We start from the raw sequence: 14,817 nt of genomic DNA, 5'->3' as shown, positions 1-14,817 counted from the left end.
AGTCGGCGGGCGAGCCGTACCGCTCGTCGACGCCCGCGAGCAGCGCCTGCCTCACCGGCGCCGGCGAGCGCGTCGCGAGGGCCTCGAGATGGACGGCCTCGGGATGCATCGCCCGCAGGAACTCGACGATCCGCCGGTTGCGCCACTCCGGCAGCAGACCCTCGGTGCGGGCGTAGTCCGCCACCACCGCGTCGGTCTCGACGCCGGCCGCGGCGAGCGTCAGGGCAACGGTCACCCCGGTGCGGTCCTTGCCGACGGTGCAGTGGACGAGGACGGGCTGATCGGCGAGGATGCCGCGCACGACCTCGACCACGAGCGCCGAGGAATCCTCGACGAGGCTCCGGTACATCTCGTCGAGGCTGATGTCGTCGGCGAAGAACGACTCGACGGAGCCCAGGAACAGCGGGACCCGCTGGGTCGTGACGTCGAGCCCGTCGATGCGGCTCGGCGCGTGCGCGACCTCGTCGTCGGCGCGGAGGTCGATGATGCGGCGGAGCCCGAGCCCGCGAAGAGCGGTCGCACCCCGCGCGTCGAGCTGCGCGAGATTGCCCGAGCGGAAGAGCACGCCGTGACGCGTGACCGCGTCGCCCGCGGGCAGTCCCCCGACATCGCGGAGGTTGACGGCGCCCGGAACGTCGAGCGCGCCGGGAGGTGTCACCATGCGGCGCCGGTCGCGGCGTCGCGGTCCTCGCCGGCCAGGTCGTCCCGTGGCGGCACGCTGTAGCGGCCGGCGATCGCGATGCGGTTGAAGGCGTTGATCGACACGAGGATCCAGCTCAGGGCGACGTACTCCTGCTCGCTGAGGATCGTCCCGACGCGGTTGTACACGTCGTCGGGCACGCCGTCCTCGTGGATGAACGCGAACGCCTCCGCGAGCTCGAGGCCCGCGCGCTCGCGATCCGAGAAGACGCCCGAGTCGCGCCACACCGGGAGCTGGGCGATCACGTCGGCGGTGACGCCCTCGGCGAGGGCGCGCTCGACGTGCACGCGCACGCAGAAGGCGCAGCCGTTCAGCTGCGACGTGTGGATCTGCACGAGCTCCTTGAGCCGCACGTCGATACCACCCTCGGCGGCGATGGTGCCGACCGTCTTCGAGAAGGCGGACAGCGCCTGGTAGGCCGGCGGAGCGGAACGCGACAGGTGGACACGCCGTTCGGTCATGCCGCCAGCCTACCCACGGCGCTTCCGGCAGCGGGCCTCGCCCGGCGGGCCCCGCGACCCGGGTGTCGGGGGTCGGGGACAATGGCGGGGTGAGCGATCCCATCGACGAGTTCTCGTTCCTCCCCGACCAGGCCGCCGATGCGGGGCTCGACGGCCCGCTCCCCCGCGGCGAGCGCCTGACGCTCCCCCTCCCCGACGGGCGCACGCTGAGCGGCCTGCGGTGGACGCCGGAGGGGACGGATGCTGCGCCCCGCGTGACCTTCGTGCACGGCGCCGGGCTCAACGCGCATACGTGGGACACCACGATCCTCGCGCTCGGCCTCCCCGCGCTGGCCATCGACCTCCCCGGGCACGGCGACTCCTCGTGGCGCGACGACTTCGCGTACGTCGCGCGGGTGCTCGCGCCGGACGTCGCCGCCGGCATCGAGGCCTGGACCGCCGGCCCGCAGCTGCTCGTCGGCCAGTCGCTCGGGGGTCTCACAGCGGCCGCGGTCGCGGCATCCCACCCCGAGCTGGTGCGCGAACTCGTCGTGATCGACATCACCCCCGGCGTCGACCCGTCGGCCGGGCCGTCGCAGATCCGCGAGTTCTTCGCCGGTCCGACCGACTGGGCCTCGCGCGACGAGCTCGTGGACCGCGCCCTGGCATTCGGCCTCGGCGGCGGCACGCGCCGCAAGGCCGCGCGCGGCGTGTACTTCAACTCGCGGGTGCGCCCCGACGGCCGGGTCGAATGGAAGCACCACTTCGCTCACCTCGCGGCAGCAGCCGCCGCGACGGGCCCCGCCCCGGGCGGCGGCGCTCCCGACGATGCGGTGTCGGCGGTCCTGGGCGAGGCCGGCTGGCAGGACCTCGCCGCCACGAGCGCCCCGACCACGCTGATCCGCGGCGAGCGCGGCTACGTCACCGACGCCGACGCCGAGGAGTTCTCGCGACGCAGGCCCGGCGCCGACGTCGTGGTGCTCCCGGCCGGCCACAACGTGCAGGAGGACGCGCCGCAGCAGTTGGGCGAGCTCCTGCGGGGCCTCGCCGGGAACGATTAACGCTTCTGTTGCGTTCCGAGTAGCGGGTTCTCCCGCTCCGCGGCGCGTTGCCTAGGCTTGTCTACCGCGCCGACCGAGCGGGCGATCAGCACCCCCGGCCGGACCCGCATCCCGCGGATCTCCCCTCCGAAAGGACTCCCATGCTCCGTCGTACCGCCATCGCCGCGGCATCCATCTTCGCTGCCGGCGCGCTCCTGCTCACCGCATGCAGCGGCGGCGGCGAGCCGGGTCCGACCACGACGGGCGAGCCCGATCCCGACGCCTCGGCGACGATCCGCCTCGTGCTGGAGCCGGGCAACCTCGACATCCGCGAGACCGCCGGCGCCGCACTCGATCAGATCCTCGTGGACAACATCTATCAGGGCCTCGTCGCCCGCACCCCCGAGCAGGAGATCGTCCCGGCGCTCGCGAGCGACTGGTCCGTCTCGACCGATGGCCTCACCTACACGTTCACGCTGAACGAGGGCGTCACCTTCCACGACGGCCAGGAGCTCACCCCCGCGGACGTGGTGTGGTCGCTCACGACCCGGCAGGACACCCCGGAGTGGCGCGATTCCGCACGCCTGGCGGGCGTCAGCTCGATCGAGGCTGACGGACAGGACATCGTCCTCACCCTCGAGGAGCCGGACTCGAGCCTGCTGTGGAACCTCACCGGCCGGGCCGGCATCATCCTCAAGGAGGACGACACCGTCGACTACAGCACGGAGGCCAACGGGACCGGTCCCTTCCGCCTCGACGAGTGGCGGCAGGGCGACAGCATCACCTTCGTGCGCAACGACGACTACTGGGGTGAGCCCGCCCAGGTGGCCGAGGTGGTCTTCGACTACATCCCCGACAACCAGGCGGCCCTCAACGCGGCGCTCGCGGGCGAGATCGACGCCGTGACCGGCTTCGACGCGAACCTGAAGGACCAGGTGGAGGCGACCGGCGACTTCTCGCTCGTGGTCGGCCAGTCCACCGACAAGGGCACGCTGGCGTTCAACCAGACCTCCGGCGCCCTCGCCGACCAGCGCGTGCGGCAGGCGATCCGCCAGGCGATCGATCACGACGCGTTCGTCGAGGCGCTCGGCGCCGGCGAGACGCAGTACGGTCCGATCCCGTCGCTGGACCCGGGCTACGAGGACCTCTCCGACGTCGCGCCCTACGACCCCGAGGCCGCGCGCGCCCTCCTCGAAGAGGCCGGCGCGGAGGATCTCGAGCTGACGCTGACGATCCCGAACTTCTACGCGACGACGATCCCGCAGATCCTGGTGTCGAACCTCAACGACGTCGGCATCACCCTCGAGGTGGAGTCCGTCGACTTCTCCACGTGGCTCAACGACGTCTACATCAACCAGGACTACGACCTCAGCTTCGTGCTGCACACCGAGGCCCGCGACTTCGAGAACTGGGCGAACCCCGACTACTACTTCACCTACGACAACCCCGAGGTGCAGGACCTGTACGCGCAGTCGCTCGCCGCGACCGACGAGGCGGAGGCGGCCGACCTGCTCGCTCAGGCCGCGCGCATCGTGTCGGAGGACGCCGCCGGAGACTGGCTCTACAACGGCGCCTCGGTCGTGGCCGTCGGGACTAACATCACCGGTATGCCCTCGATCAACGTGAACGAGCGCCTGAATCTCGCCGAGCTGGCCAAGAGCAACGGGTGATCCGATACACGCTGACGCGCCTGGCCCTGCTCCTGCTCGGCTTGCTCGTCGCCAGCGTGCTGATCTTCCTCTCCCTCCGGGTTCTCCCCGGTGACGTCGCCCAGCTGATCGCCGGGGTCAACAGCACGCCCGCGCAGATCGACGCCATCCGGGAACGGCTGGGCCTGGACCAGCCGCTCCCGGTGCAGTACGTCGAATGGATCGGCGGGGTGCTCCGCGGAGACCTCGGGACGTCGCTCCTGACCGGGTCGAGCGTGACGAGCGAGCTGGCCGAGAAGGCCGAGGTGACCGTGCCCCTCGGCATCCTGGCGCTCACCATCGCCGTGCTCTTCAGCGTGCCGCTCGGCGTGCTGTCGGCGATGCGGCGCGGACGGCGCGAGGGAACGGCGCTGAGCGTGGGCGCGCAGGCCCTCGCCGCCGTGCCTGTGGTGTGGGCGGGCATGATGCTGGTCGTCGTGTTCGCGGTATGGCTCGGCTGGCTGCCCGCACAGGGGTTCCCGCGCGCGGGCTGGGAGGACCCGGCCGCGGCCATCCGCGCTCTCGTGCTCCCGGCTCTCACGATCGGCATCGTCGAGGGCGCGATGCTCATGCGGTTCGTCCGCAGCGCCACACTGCAGGCGGTCGGGCAGGATCACGTGCGCACCGGCGCGGCCAAGGGCCTCACGCGCAGCGCCGCGCTGATCCGCCACGGTCTGCCGGACGTCGGTCTCTCGGTGATCACGGTGCTGGGGCTGCAGGTGGCGGGCATCATCGTCGGGGCGGTCGTGATCGAACAGCTGTTCACCCTGCCGGGGATCGGCCGGATGCTCGTCTCGGACGTCGGCGCGCGCGACCTGCCGATGGTGCAGGGCGAGCTCCTCGTGCTCACCGGATTCGTCCTGATCGTGGGCTTCATCGTGGACCTGGTGCACCGCCTCATCGACCCCCGTCAGCGGGAGGCGTCATGACCGGGCGAGCGGATGCCGCGACCGACGCCGCGAGCGACGCCCGGCCGTCGCGCTGGGCATGGCTCGGGCGCCTGTGGCGGCTGTCGACCGGCCGGTTCGGGCTGATCGTGGTGATCGTCGTCGTCGCCACGGCGATCGTCGCCCGCTTCTGGACGCCGTTCGACCCGCAGCAGGTCGACATCTCGGCCCGCTGGCTGCCGCCGGGCTGGCCGCACCTGCTCGGAACCGACGCGACGGGCCGCGACATCCTCAGTCTGATCATGGCGGGCGCGCGCACCACGGTGTGGGTCGCCGTCGGCGCCGGCGTCATCGCGACCCTCGTGGGCATCGCGCTCGCCTCGCTGGGGGCGCTCACGGCGCGGTGGATCCGCGAGTCGGTGGCCGTGTTCGTCGACATCCTGATCGCCTTCCCGGTGCTGATCATCGCCATGATGATCGCGGCGGTGTGGGGCGGATCGCTGTGGGTCGTGATCCTGTCGGTCGGGATCGGCTTCGGGGTCAACATCGCCCGCGTGACCCGGCCGGAGCTGCGCCGCGTCCTGCACAGCGACTTCGTCCTCGCGGGCCGCGCCTCGGGACTCTCGCCGTCGCAGAACCTGGTGCGCCACCTGCTGCCCAACGTCGCACCGGTGTTCATCGTGCAGCTGTCGTGGGCGATGGCGGTCGCCGTTCTCGCCGAGGCCGGCCTGTCGTACCTCGGCTTCGGCGCCCCGGTCACCGAGCCGTCGTGGGGTCTGCTGCTGGCCGAGCTCCAGCAGTTCATCACGGTGCACCCGCTGTCGGTGGTGTGGCCGGGCCTCGCGATCACCCTCACCGTGCTGGGGCTGAACCTGCTGGGCGACGGGCTCCGCGAGGCCACGGATCCGACGCTGAGCCGGGCGCGTGGCGCCGGCCGCGTCGCGCGCACGCACATTCCGGAGGTGGTCTCGTGAGCCTCGAGGTGGAGGGGCTGACGATCGAGATCGACGGCCGGCGCGTCGTCGACGGCGTGACGTTCTCGGTTCCCGACGGTGCCCGTGTCGGCCTGATCGGCGAGTCCGGCTCGGGGAAGTCGCTCACGGCGCTGGCCGTGCTCGGACTGCTCCCCGACGGGGCGACGGCGAGCGGCAGCATCCGCTGGAACGGCCGCGAGCTGATCGGACTGCCCGACCGCGAGCTGGCCGAGCTGCGCGGCGACGAGATCGGGATCGTCTTCCAGGAGCCTCGCACCGCGCTCAATCCGATCCGCACCGTGGGGCGGCAGATCGCCGAGTCCGTGCGCATCCACGAGAAGGCGTCGAAACGGGATGCCGCAGCCCGCGCGGTCGCGGAAGCGGCGCGGGTCGCCCTGCCCGATCCCGAGCGGATCGTGAAGCGGTACCCCCACCAGCTCTCGGGCGGGCAGCGCCAGCGCGTCGCGATCGCGATGGCCCTCGCGTGCCGGCCGCGGCTCTTGATCGCCGACGAGCCGACCACCGCGCTGGACGTGACGATCCAGGCCGACATCCTCGAGCTGCTGCTCTCGCTGGTGCGGGACGACGGCATGTCGCTCGTGTTCATCACGCACGATCTCGCCGTGCTCTCGCAGATCGCGACCCACGGCGTCGTGCTGGAGGAGGGCCGCGTCGTGGAGGACGCACCGGTGTCGCAGCTGCTCACCTCGCCGGCCTCTCCGGTCACGCAGGGGCTGCTGCGCGACGCCACGGCGACGCTCTGGAAGCCGGGAGGTGCCGCGTGAGCCTGGTGCGCGCCCGCGGCCTGACCCGCCGCTATCCGGCGCCGAAGACGACGACGTTCGGCCCGCGCGTGTTCACGACCGGTCTCGAGGATGCCGACCTCGACGTCGCCGAGGGATCGGCCGTCGGCATCATCGGCGAGTCGGGGTCGGGCAAGTCGACGCTGGTGCGGCTGCTGCTCGCCCTCGACGTCCCCACCGAGGGCACGATCGAGTTCGACGGGCGGGCGGTGGATGCCTCGGCGCCCGCGAAGTCGCTCCACTGGCTGCGGCGCCAGACCGGCATCGTGTTCCAGGACCCGTACGCGTCGCTGGACCCGCGCATGAGCGTCGGCCGCATCGTGGGCGAGCCGCTGTGGGCGCTCGGGATCGAGGGCGATCGCCGGGCGCGCGTGCGGGAGGTGCTCGAGGACGTCGGGCTCGAGGCGGGCATGGCGAACCGGTTCCCCCACGAGTTCTCCGGGGGTCAGCGCCAGCGCATCGCCCTGGCGCGCGCGATCGTGCACCGCCCGCGGCTGCTCGTCGGCGACGAACCGCTTTCGGCGCTCGACGTGACGGTGCGCGCCCAGATCCTCGAGCTGATCGGCGAGCTCCGCGCGCGCGACGGCCTCACGTTGCTGCTGGTCTCGCACGACATCGGCGTGGTGCAGAGCCTCTGCGACGAGGTCGTCGTGATGAAGGACGGCCGCATCGTCGAGGAGGGACCGACCGAGAAGGTCCTCCTCCAGCCCCAGGTCGCCTACACGCGGCGCCTGCTCGCCTCGATCCCCGTCATCGACCCCGGCATCGCCTGATCCGGCATCCGCCTCGCCGAACGCGAACCGCCCGTCTGGGCGACTGGACGCACCGGTGCGCCGCGAGCCTCCGCAGATCGCCGCGGCGGAGCATCCGGCCCTCTCGCTCCACCGCGCCACATCGCGACTCACGGACCGTGGGGAGCGCAGATCGCCGCGGCGGAGCATCCGATCGACCTGCTCCACCGCGCCACAGTGCGACAGGGGACCCGCTGACCCGCGATCCCGTCGGTGGCCGGCGCTAGCCTCGGACCATGGCCCACGCGATCGTCCCCCCGTACCTGCTCGCCCGCATCGCCGCCGTGCAGGAGCCCTCGTGGGCACGCGCCGCCGAGGCCGCGCGGTCGACGCTCGCGGCGCCCCGGGACTACCGGCCGGTGCGCTCCCGGCTGCGGCTGTCGATCGAGGACGACGGCACGCTGGTCGCCGAGACCACGCCCGCGCCCGACCGCGAGATCTCCGACGCGCAGCGACGCGAGGTGCTCCCTGGGGTCAAGGTGCGGGGCGAGGACGACCCGGCGACCGGCGATGCCGCCGCCGACGAGGCCTTCGACGGACTCGGGGCGACCTTCGACTTCCTGTGGGATGCGTGGGGCCGCAACAGCCTCGACGGCGCGGGCGGAGCGCTGCTCGCGACGGTGCACTACGGCCAGGACTACGACAACGCGTTCTGGAACGGCGAGCGCATGGTGTTCGGCGACGGCGACGGCGAGGTGTTCACGGGCTTCACCGGATCGCTCACCGTCATCGCGCACGAGCTCGCGCACGGTGTCATCGAAGACGAAGGCGGGCTGCTCTACCGCGGCCAGTCCGGAGCGCTCAACGAATCGATCGCCGACGTCATCGGCGCGCTCGCCGAACAGCACTCGCTCGGGCAGAGCGCCGATCAGGCATCGTGGCTCATCGGCGAAGGGATCTTCACGGATGCTGTGCAGGGCACCGCACTGCGCTCGCTCGCCGCTCCCGGCACGGCCTACGACGACGACGTGCTCGGCCGCGACCCGCAGCCCGCTCACATGCGCGACTACGTCGAGACGCGCGACGACAACGGCGGAGTGCACATCAACTCGGGCATCCCGAACCACGCGTTCTACCTCGCCGCGACCGCGCTCGGCGGCAGGGCGTGGGAGCGTGCCGGCCTGATCTGGTACCGCACCCTCACGACCGGGACACTGTCGTCGACGGCCGATTTCACAGCCTTCGCCCGTGCCACCCTGGCCGCCGCCGCGGCGGAGTACGGTGAGGAGTCGGAGGAGGTGGCCGCCGTCCGGTCCGGGTGGGTCGGCGTCGGCGTGATCGACGATGCAGGAGCCGCACCCGAGCGGGACTGACGAGCGCCCCTCCGTCGCGCCCGGCGATCGCCCCGCGGACGGAGATCCAGCCGCGCCGGCCGTCGCCGCGCAGCCCGTCGAGGTGGCGGTGAAGCGCACCGGCGGATTCGCCGGGATGACGAAGCAGTGGCGTGCCGAGCCGCCTGCGGACGAGGCATCCGTCTGGATCGACCTCATCGCGCAGTGCCCGTGGGACGCCCCGGACTCACTCGCCGCAGAGCCCGCACGCGGGGAGTCCGAGGACGGCCGGCCGCCGGCGGGGGCCGACCGCTTCACGTGGTGGATCCACGCGCGCTGCGGCGAGGACGAGGAGCGCGAGGCCGAGCTCCCCGACGCCGCACTCGTGGGTGCGTGGCGCGAGCTCGTGGAAGCGGTGCGCGCGTGGAGCCTGTCGACGAACCGCTGACGCCCCTCAGCGGCCGAACAGGCCCTTCTTCTTCTTGACGGGCTTGAGCTCCTTCTGCATGGAGATCGTGCCCAGCCAGCGCCCGAACTTGAAGCCCACCCGTCCCATGCGCCCGACCTCGACGAAGCCGAGCTTCTCGTGGAGGGCGACGGAGCCCTCCGCGCCCTTGTCGCTGATGATCGCCACCATCTGACGGATGCCCTTCTCCTCGCACGCGGCGATGAGGGCGACGAGCAGTGCCTTGCCGAGCCCCTTGCCGGTGGCGGCCTGCCCGAGGTAGATCGAGTTCTCGACGGTGTAGCGGTACGCCGACTTGCTCGACATAGGCTGCACGAGGGCGTAGCCGAGGATCTGACCGGAGGGCGACTCGGCGACGAGGAACGGCAGATCGAGCTTCCGCAGGTAGGCCATCTTCTCGCGCCACTGGGCGACCGACCAGCGCTTCTCGTCGAAGGTCACGACAGAGTTGGTGACGTAGTGGTTGTAGATCTCGCGGACGTCGGGGATGTCGGCCTCGCGCACGGGCCTGATCTCGTACGCGAAGGGCCGTTCGGGCTCCGGGCGGCGGCGCAGGTGGAGGGGCAGCCGGCGGCGGTCGCGATCGTATTCCTCCTCGAGCATGCCGACAGCCTACGCTCAGGCCGGAACGGCCCAGTCCACCTCGTGGGCGCCCTGCTGCGCGAGGAGCTCGTTGGCTCGAGAGAAGGGGCGCGAGCCGAAGAAGCCCCGGCGCGCCGACAGCGGGGACGGATGCGCCGACTCGATGATCGGCGTCTGACCGAGGAGCGGACGCAGGTTCGCGGCATCCCTCCCCCACAGGATCGCGACGAGCGGGCCGCCGCGATCGGTGAGCGTGCGGATCGCGTGCTCGGTCACCCGCTCCCACCCCCAGCCGCGGTGCGAGGCGGGCTCACCGGGCGCGACCGTGAGCACGCGGTTGAGCAGCATGACGCCCTGGTCGCTCCAGGCGGACAGATCGCCGTGCGCGGCCCGAGGGACGCCGAGGTCGTCCTCCAGCTCCTGGTAGATGTTCGACAGGCTCCGCGGAAGCGGCCGCACGTGGCGGTCGACCGCGAACGACAGACCGATCGGATGCCCCGGCGTGGGGTACGGGTCCTGCCCGACGATCAGCACCCGGACGTCGGCGAGCGGACGCTGGAACGCGCGCAGGACCCGGTCCCCCGCCGGAAGGTACCCGCGCCCCGCGGCGACCTCGGCGCGGAGCCGTTCGCCGATCGCGGCGATATCGGGAGCGACCGGGTCGAGAGCGGCCGCCCACTCCGGATCGACGAGGCCCGCCTCCGCGAGCTGGGGCAGGGTCATCGCCATGCGGCGGTCGTCATCACGAGTTCGAGGCCCCCGTCGGCAGGAGCGAGGGTGAACGACACCGTCGCGGCGGTGAGCTCGGACAGCGACGCGACGTGTGTGCCGCCGCAGGGGATCCGCGCCTCGGCTCCGGGAAGCTCGCACACCCACGTGCGCCGGTCCGCGAGCGCGGGACCGTCCGCCTCGATGCGCACGGCTCCCCCCGCGGCGATCCATTCGGCGAGGCGGGCGTTCACGCGCTCGGCGAGCGTCTCGAGATCGTCGAGCGCGGCGGGGTCGAAGCCCTTTCGGCGCAGGGACTTGCCGATGCGGTAGACGTCGCGCGAGCCGTCGGGGAGGATCCGCGACTCCGCGATCGCGAGCGCGTCGAAGGCCGGAGCACCGAGCGCGTCGGCCGGCACCTCCTTGCGCCACGCATCGGCAAGGGCGGCGTCCAGCGCCAGGGAGGCGAGATGGCACGCGGTGTGGCCGGCCGACAGCGCGGCGCGGTACGCCCCGTCCACCTCGATCGCGGCATCCGCTCCCTGCGCGGGCGCCTCTCCCTCGACGACGTGCGCGACGACGAAGGTCCACCCCTCCGTGCCGGTGCGCACGGGGACGTCCGGGCCGAGCAGGAGCGGGCCGCCGTCGGTCGCCCCCACGACGGCGCCGACGATCTCGAACACGCGCCCGCCGGAGCTCAGCGAGCCGCGGTCGGCGGGCTGATCGGGCCATGCGGTGTCGACGGGGTGGAACGCGGTCCGGTCGAGCACGATCGCCGAGCGGCCGTCGCCCGCATCGGCCACGTGCACCACGGTGCCGGTCGAGGTCAGTGCACCGGCGGGGTAGGTGATTGCCGTCGGGTTCATGCGTGCGGCGCCTCCTCGACGCGCGGACGCAGCGGTCCGCGAGCGAGCAGGTGCTGGGCCGACTGCGCCACCGGGCGCATCGTCACGAGATCGAGGTTGACGTGCGCGGGCGCGTCGAGTGCGTAGGCGATGACGTCGGCGACGTCCGCCGCGGTGAGCGGCGCCTCGACGCCTTCGTACACGCGCTCGGCCGCGGCCCTGTCGCCGCCCAGGCGGTTCGCCGCGAACTCCTCGGTGCGGACCATCCCGGGAGCGATCTCGATCACGCGGATCGGCTCGCCGTTGAGCTCCAGCCGCAGCGCGTGCGCGATCATCGCCTCGGCGGCCTTCGCCGCGTTGTAGCCGGAGCCTCCCGCGTAGGCCGTCTGCGCCGCGGTCGAGGTGACGAAGACGGTGTCGGCGTGCCCGTCCGCGGCGGCCGCACGCCGCAGCTGCGGCAGCAGGGCGGCCACGAGGCGCTGGGCGGTGAGCACGTTGACCTCGAACATCCACTGCCAGTCCTCGACCCGGCCGTCCTCGACGCGGTCCGTGCCGCGCGCGCCGCCGGCCACGTTCACGAGCGAGTGCACCGGACCGAGGTCGTCGAGGAAGGCGGCCAGCGCCTCGACGTCGGCGTCGACGGTCAGGTCGGCCGCGAACGCCACGGCGCCGGTCTCCGACTCGAGGGCCGCGAGCCGGTCGGCGCGACGCGCCACGGCCACGACCTCCCACCCCCGCTCGCGCAGGGCCCGAGCGGTCGCCTCGCCGATCCCCGAGCTCGCGCCGGTCACCACTGCACGTCTGTTCGTCATGCCTCCACGCTACCCACGCCCCGCCCCGCTCGCCGACGCCGGAGGTTACGTCACATTTCCCGGTCGTTGTTGACAAGGGCGCCGCATCCGTACTGTCGATCGAGCCGGGGCATCCCGCCCTCGCCCATCCGAACCCGCAGGAGCACACCATGTCCGCACCCGAGAACTGGCGCTTCGAGACCAAGCAGATCCATTCCGGCGCCCAGCCCGACCCGGTGACGAAGGCTCGCGCGACCCCGATCTACCAGACCACGTCCTACGTGTTCGACAACGCCGAGCACGCGGCGAACCTGTTCGCGCTGGCCGAGTTCGGCAACATCTACACGCGCATCCAGAACCCGACGCAGGCCGTCGTCGAGGAGCGCCTCGCCGCGCTCGAGGGAGGCACCGGCGCCCTCCTCGTCGCGAGCGGCCAGGCCGCCGAGACGTTCGCGGTGCTGAACATCGCCGAGGCCGGCGACCACATCGTGTCGTCGAGCTCCATCTACGGCGGAACGTACAACCTGTTCAAGTACACGCTGGCCAAGCTCGGCATCGAGACGACCTTCGTCGAGAACCAGGACGACCCCGAGGAGTGGCGTGCCGCGGTGCGCCCGAACACGAAGCTCTTCTTCGCCGAGACGATCGGCAACCCGAAGATCAACGTGCTCGACATCCGCACCGTCGCCGACGTCGCGCACGAGAGCGGCATCCCGCTGATCGTCGACAATACGATCGCGACGCCCTACCTCATCAAGCCGTTCGAGCACGGCGCCGACATCGTGATCCACTCGGCGACGAAGTTCCTCGGCGGCCACGGCACCGTCATCGGCGGCGTGATCGTCGACGGCGGCACCTTCAAGTGGTCCGAGAACGTCGACAAGTTCCCCGGCCTCACCGTCCCCGACCCGTCGTACCACGGCGCGTCGTACACGGCGGCGGTCGGCGACGGCCTGGCCTACATCATCAAGGCCCGCGTGCAGCTGCTGCGCGACCTCGGCGCGGCCATCTCGCCGCAGAGCGCGTGGCTGCTCATCCAGGGCATCGAGACGCTCTCGCTTCGCATCGAGCGCCACGTGCAGAACGCCCAGGAGATCGCCGAGTGGCTCGAGAACCAGGCCGATGTCGCCTCGGTGAACTACTCGGGCCTGCCCACCTCGCCCTGGTACGCCGCCGCCAACCGGTACGCGCCCAAGGGCGTCGGCGCGGTGCTGTCGTTCGAGCTCAAGGGCGGCGTCGAGGCCGGACGCGAGTTCGTCAACTCGCTCACGCTGTTCAGCCACCTCGCCAACATCGGCGACGTGCGCTCGCTCGTCATCCACCCCGCCTCGACCACGCACTCGCAGCTCACGCCCGAGCAGCAGCTCACCACGGGTGTCACGCCCGGGCTCGTGCGCCTCTCGGTCGGACTCGAGAACATCGACGACCTCAAGGCCGACCTCGAGCAGGCCCTCGCGGCAGCCCGCCGCGTGTCGGAGGCTGCTCGCGCCTGACCCTCGTCAGACGAACGACGGATGCCTCGGCCCAGCGGCCGGGGCATCCGTCGTTTCCGCGACCGGGCGCCGGCTTCAGGTGACGTGGCGCCGCCGTCAGGTGGCGTGGCGCCGCCGTCAGGCGGCGTCCGATCGCGACGTCAGGCGGCGTGGCGCCGCCGTCAGGCGGCGTCCCACCAGCGGAGGACGCGCAGCGCCCGCACGGTGACCCACCGGCTGGGGAACCCGTCGTGCTCGCCGTCGAGCGAGAACAGCGTGGGACCCTCGTGGTGGTTCTCGAACGGGAAGAGCCCGTTCTCCAGCCGCTTGGCCCGGATGAGCTCGACCGCCTCCGCGCAGCGCGGATCGCGCTCGGGGCGGGCGAGCCGCAAGTAGTCGAGCCCGCGCAGCACGTCGTAGAACCAGCGCCCCGGCACGGAGGTCATGGTGAACCGGAGGTCGGCGACCGTGCCATCGCTCTTGCGGCGAAAGAGCCGGCGCTCGAGCAGATACTCCTCGCCCCGGCGACGTGCCTCGCGCACGGCATCCGTGCCGCCAGACGCTTGCTCCCACGCCCAGAGGCCTTCGATGGCGCAGATGGTGGAGTGGAACGAGCCGGGGGTCGCGGCATCCTCCTCCCAGCAGTTCCAGCCGCCGTCGTCGTGCTGGGTCGCGAGGATCGTGTCGGCGATGCGTCCTGCGTCCTGCCCGAAGTACGCGCCCGAGGTGAGGGCGATGCCGTTGATGCACGGCTCGGCCTCGCCCTCGAAGTAGAGCTCGCCGTTGTACTCCCACCGAGCGTTGTCGCGGACCAGGGCGACCGCGCGCTGCACCTCGGGCGCGGCCGGGTCGATGCCGAACTCGGTGAGGGACTGCAGTGAGAAGTGCGTCGCGGTCCACGCGTCGAAGAACGGCCGCGACTCGTCGACCCAGCCGGGGCGGTACGTGCCGCCGTCCCAGAGTCCGTCGGCGCCCTGCTCCGCCAGCATGCGGGCGCCCCATCCCTCGGTCGCGACCTTCGCGCGCTCGGCAGCGACCTCTTCGGGTGCGGCGTCCGTGAGATCGCGCATCACCTGCCAGCGGATCGCCGGATCGCCCGTCATGAGGTACTCGATCACGTCCATTCCACGCATGCTAGACCGGCCCGGCGACACGGGGGCGCCGACCTCGTAGGGTGACCGCATGGGCACCGACGAGCGCGACGCGATCGCCGCGACCTACGACGACTTCGGCCGCCGGTGGGCGCACGGCACCTCTCCCCTGTACGAGGACTGGGCGCTCGGGATCGCGCGCGACCCGGACCTGCTGGCGCGCCTGGCAACCCTCCCGCTCGCGCAGCGACAGCCGAATCGCGTGTTC

At 72.1% G+C, this 14,817-nt stretch carries 17 protein-coding genes; 10 read left to right on the top strand and 7 right to left on the bottom strand.

Features of this window, described 5'->3' with window-relative positions:
• A partial coding sequence (locus ACE3O1_RS10995; RefSeq protein ID WP_374315077.1) for a tyrosine-protein phosphatase occupies positions 1 to 661 on the bottom strand: 661 nt, incomplete at its 3' end.
• Positions 655 to 1,161 carry a carboxymuconolactone decarboxylase family protein gene (locus ACE3O1_RS10990; protein ID WP_374315076.1) on the bottom strand — a complete coding sequence of 169 codons (507 nt, stop codon included), beginning with the start codon at positions 1,159 to 1,161 and terminating at the stop codon, positions 655 to 657. The genes ACE3O1_RS10990 and ACE3O1_RS10995, both read right to left, overlap by 7 nt.
• 89 nt (positions 1,162 to 1,250) lie before the next feature.
• Here ACE3O1_RS10990 and ACE3O1_RS10985 point away from each other — a divergent pair, with 89 nt between their 5' ends.
• From ACE3O1_RS10985 to ACE3O1_RS10950, 8 genes are all read left to right on the top strand, one after another.
• On the top strand, positions 1,251 to 2,201 hold the full coding sequence (locus tag ACE3O1_RS10985; protein ID WP_374315075.1) for an alpha/beta fold hydrolase: 951 nt from the start codon (positions 1,251 to 1,253) through the stop codon (positions 2,199 to 2,201).
• Between the two features lie 140 nt (positions 2,202 to 2,341).
• Positions 2,342 to 3,850: an ABC transporter substrate-binding protein gene (locus ACE3O1_RS10980; RefSeq protein ID WP_374315074.1), complete on the top strand. Its 1,509-nt coding sequence runs from the start codon at positions 2,342 to 2,344 to the stop codon at positions 3,848 to 3,850.
• On the top strand, positions 3,847 to 4,797 hold the full coding sequence (locus ACE3O1_RS10975) for an ABC transporter permease (protein WP_374315073.1): 951 nt from the start codon (positions 3,847 to 3,849) through the stop codon (positions 4,795 to 4,797). Before ACE3O1_RS10980 ends, ACE3O1_RS10975 begins: the two co-directional genes overlap by 4 nt.
• Positions 4,794 to 5,729, top strand: a complete 936-nt coding sequence (locus ACE3O1_RS10970) for an ABC transporter permease (protein WP_374315072.1) — start codon at positions 4,794 to 4,796, stop codon at positions 5,727 to 5,729. The genes ACE3O1_RS10975 and ACE3O1_RS10970 overlap by 4 nt, the downstream gene beginning before the upstream one ends.
• Positions 5,726 to 6,514 (top strand): ABC transporter ATP-binding protein, encoded by a 789-nt coding sequence (locus ACE3O1_RS10965; RefSeq protein ID WP_374315071.1) that lies wholly within the window; start codon positions 5,726 to 5,728, stop codon positions 6,512 to 6,514. The genes ACE3O1_RS10970 and ACE3O1_RS10965 overlap by 4 nt, the downstream gene beginning before the upstream one ends.
• A gap of 2 nt (positions 6,515 to 6,516) precedes the next feature.
• Positions 6,517 to 7,305, top strand: coding sequence for an ABC transporter ATP-binding protein (locus tag ACE3O1_RS10960; protein WP_374315080.1), 789 nt, complete (start codon positions 6,517 to 6,519; stop codon positions 7,303 to 7,305).
• A 254-nt stretch (positions 7,306 to 7,559) separates the two neighbouring features.
• Complete coding sequence (locus tag ACE3O1_RS10955; protein ID WP_374315070.1) at positions 7,560 to 8,636, top strand: M4 family metallopeptidase; 1,077 nt, start codon at positions 7,560 to 7,562, stop codon at positions 8,634 to 8,636.
• Positions 8,608 to 9,042, top strand: a complete 435-nt coding sequence (locus ACE3O1_RS10950; protein WP_374315069.1) for a protealysin inhibitor emfourin — start codon at positions 8,608 to 8,610, stop codon at positions 9,040 to 9,042. Before ACE3O1_RS10955 ends, ACE3O1_RS10950 begins: the two co-directional genes overlap by 29 nt.
• Positions 9,043 to 9,048: 6 nt before the next feature.
• On the opposite strand, the gene ACE3O1_RS10945 is transcribed toward ACE3O1_RS10950, so the two are convergent.
• From ACE3O1_RS10945 to ACE3O1_RS10930, 4 genes are read right to left on the bottom strand one after another with little or no spacing between them, the layout of a single operon-like run.
• Positions 9,049 to 9,663 (bottom strand): N-acetyltransferase family protein, encoded by a 615-nt coding sequence (locus ACE3O1_RS10945; protein WP_374315068.1) that lies wholly within the window; start codon positions 9,661 to 9,663, stop codon positions 9,049 to 9,051.
• A 15-nt stretch (positions 9,664 to 9,678) separates the two neighbouring features.
• Positions 9,679 to 10,371, bottom strand: coding sequence for a uracil-DNA glycosylase (locus ACE3O1_RS10940; RefSeq protein WP_374315067.1), 693 nt, complete (start codon positions 10,369 to 10,371; stop codon positions 9,679 to 9,681).
• On the bottom strand, positions 10,362 to 11,216 hold the full coding sequence (locus ACE3O1_RS10935; RefSeq protein WP_374315066.1) for a metal-dependent hydrolase: 855 nt from the start codon (positions 11,214 to 11,216) through the stop codon (positions 10,362 to 10,364). Before ACE3O1_RS10935 ends, ACE3O1_RS10940 begins: the two co-directional genes overlap by 10 nt.
• Positions 11,213 to 12,007: an SDR family oxidoreductase gene (locus ACE3O1_RS10930; protein ID WP_374315065.1), complete on the bottom strand. Its 795-nt coding sequence runs from the start codon at positions 12,005 to 12,007 to the stop codon at positions 11,213 to 11,215. The genes ACE3O1_RS10935 and ACE3O1_RS10930 overlap by 4 nt, the downstream gene beginning before the upstream one ends.
• 149 nt (positions 12,008 to 12,156) lie before the next feature.
• On the opposite strand from ACE3O1_RS10930, the gene ACE3O1_RS10925 reads away from it, so the two are divergent.
• Entirely contained in the window at positions 12,157 to 13,479 is a 1,323-nt protein-coding gene (locus tag ACE3O1_RS10925) for a bifunctional o-acetylhomoserine/o-acetylserine sulfhydrylase (RefSeq protein ID WP_374315064.1), read from the top strand.
• Positions 13,480 to 13,640: 161 nt separating this feature from the next.
• On the opposite strand, the gene ACE3O1_RS10920 is transcribed toward ACE3O1_RS10925, so the two are convergent.
• The gene (locus ACE3O1_RS10920; RefSeq protein WP_374315063.1) at positions 13,641 to 14,582 is read right to left on the bottom strand and encodes a hypothetical protein; all 942 of its coding nucleotides are present in this window, start codon (positions 14,580 to 14,582) and stop codon (positions 13,641 to 13,643) included.
• Between the two features lie 58 nt (positions 14,583 to 14,640).
• On the opposite strand from ACE3O1_RS10920, the gene ACE3O1_RS10915 reads away from it, so the two are divergent.
• The coding region (locus tag ACE3O1_RS10915; RefSeq protein WP_374315078.1) for a DUF2332 family protein at positions 14,641 to 14,817 on the top strand (177 nt) is incomplete at its 3' end.

The organism is Microbacterium sp. (assembly GCF_041909575.1).
GTDB lineage: Bacteria > Actinomycetota > Actinomycetes > Actinomycetales > Microbacteriaceae > Microbacterium.
This window is presented reverse-complemented; position numbering and strand designations above follow the sequence as displayed.

Coding starts and splice junctions, on each gene's coding strand:
- ACE3O1_RS10990 (WP_374315076.1), bottom strand. CDS start 1,161: ATGACCGAACGGCGTGTCCACCTGTCGCGTTCCGCTCCGCCGGCCTAC.
- ACE3O1_RS10980 (WP_374315074.1), top strand. CDS start 2,342: ATGCTCCGTCGTACCGCCATCGCCGCGGCATCCATCTTCGCTGCCGGC.
- ACE3O1_RS10970 (WP_374315072.1), top strand. CDS start 4,794: ATGACCGGGCGAGCGGATGCCGCGACCGACGCCGCGAGCGACGCCCGG.
- ACE3O1_RS10955 (WP_374315070.1), top strand. CDS start 7,560: ATGGCCCACGCGATCGTCCCCCCGTACCTGCTCGCCCGCATCGCCGCC.
- ACE3O1_RS10950 (WP_374315069.1), top strand. CDS start 8,608: ATGCAGGAGCCGCACCCGAGCGGGACTGACGAGCGCCCCTCCGTCGCG.
- ACE3O1_RS10945 (WP_374315068.1), bottom strand. CDS start 9,663: ATGCTCGAGGAGGAATACGATCGCGACCGCCGCCGGCTGCCCCTCCAC.
- ACE3O1_RS10940 (WP_374315067.1), bottom strand. CDS start 10,371: ATGGCGATGACCCTGCCCCAGCTCGCGGAGGCGGGCCTCGTCGATCCG.
- ACE3O1_RS10935 (WP_374315066.1), bottom strand. CDS start 11,216: ATGAACCCGACGGCAATCACCTACCCCGCCGGTGCACTGACCTCGACC.
- ACE3O1_RS10930 (WP_374315065.1), bottom strand. CDS start 12,007: ATGACGAACAGACGTGCAGTGGTGACCGGCGCGAGCTCGGGGATCGGC.
- ACE3O1_RS10925 (WP_374315064.1), top strand. CDS start 12,157: ATGTCCGCACCCGAGAACTGGCGCTTCGAGACCAAGCAGATCCATTCC.
- ACE3O1_RS10920 (WP_374315063.1), bottom strand. CDS start 14,582: ATGGACGTGATCGAGTACCTCATGACGGGCGATCCGGCGATCCGCTGG.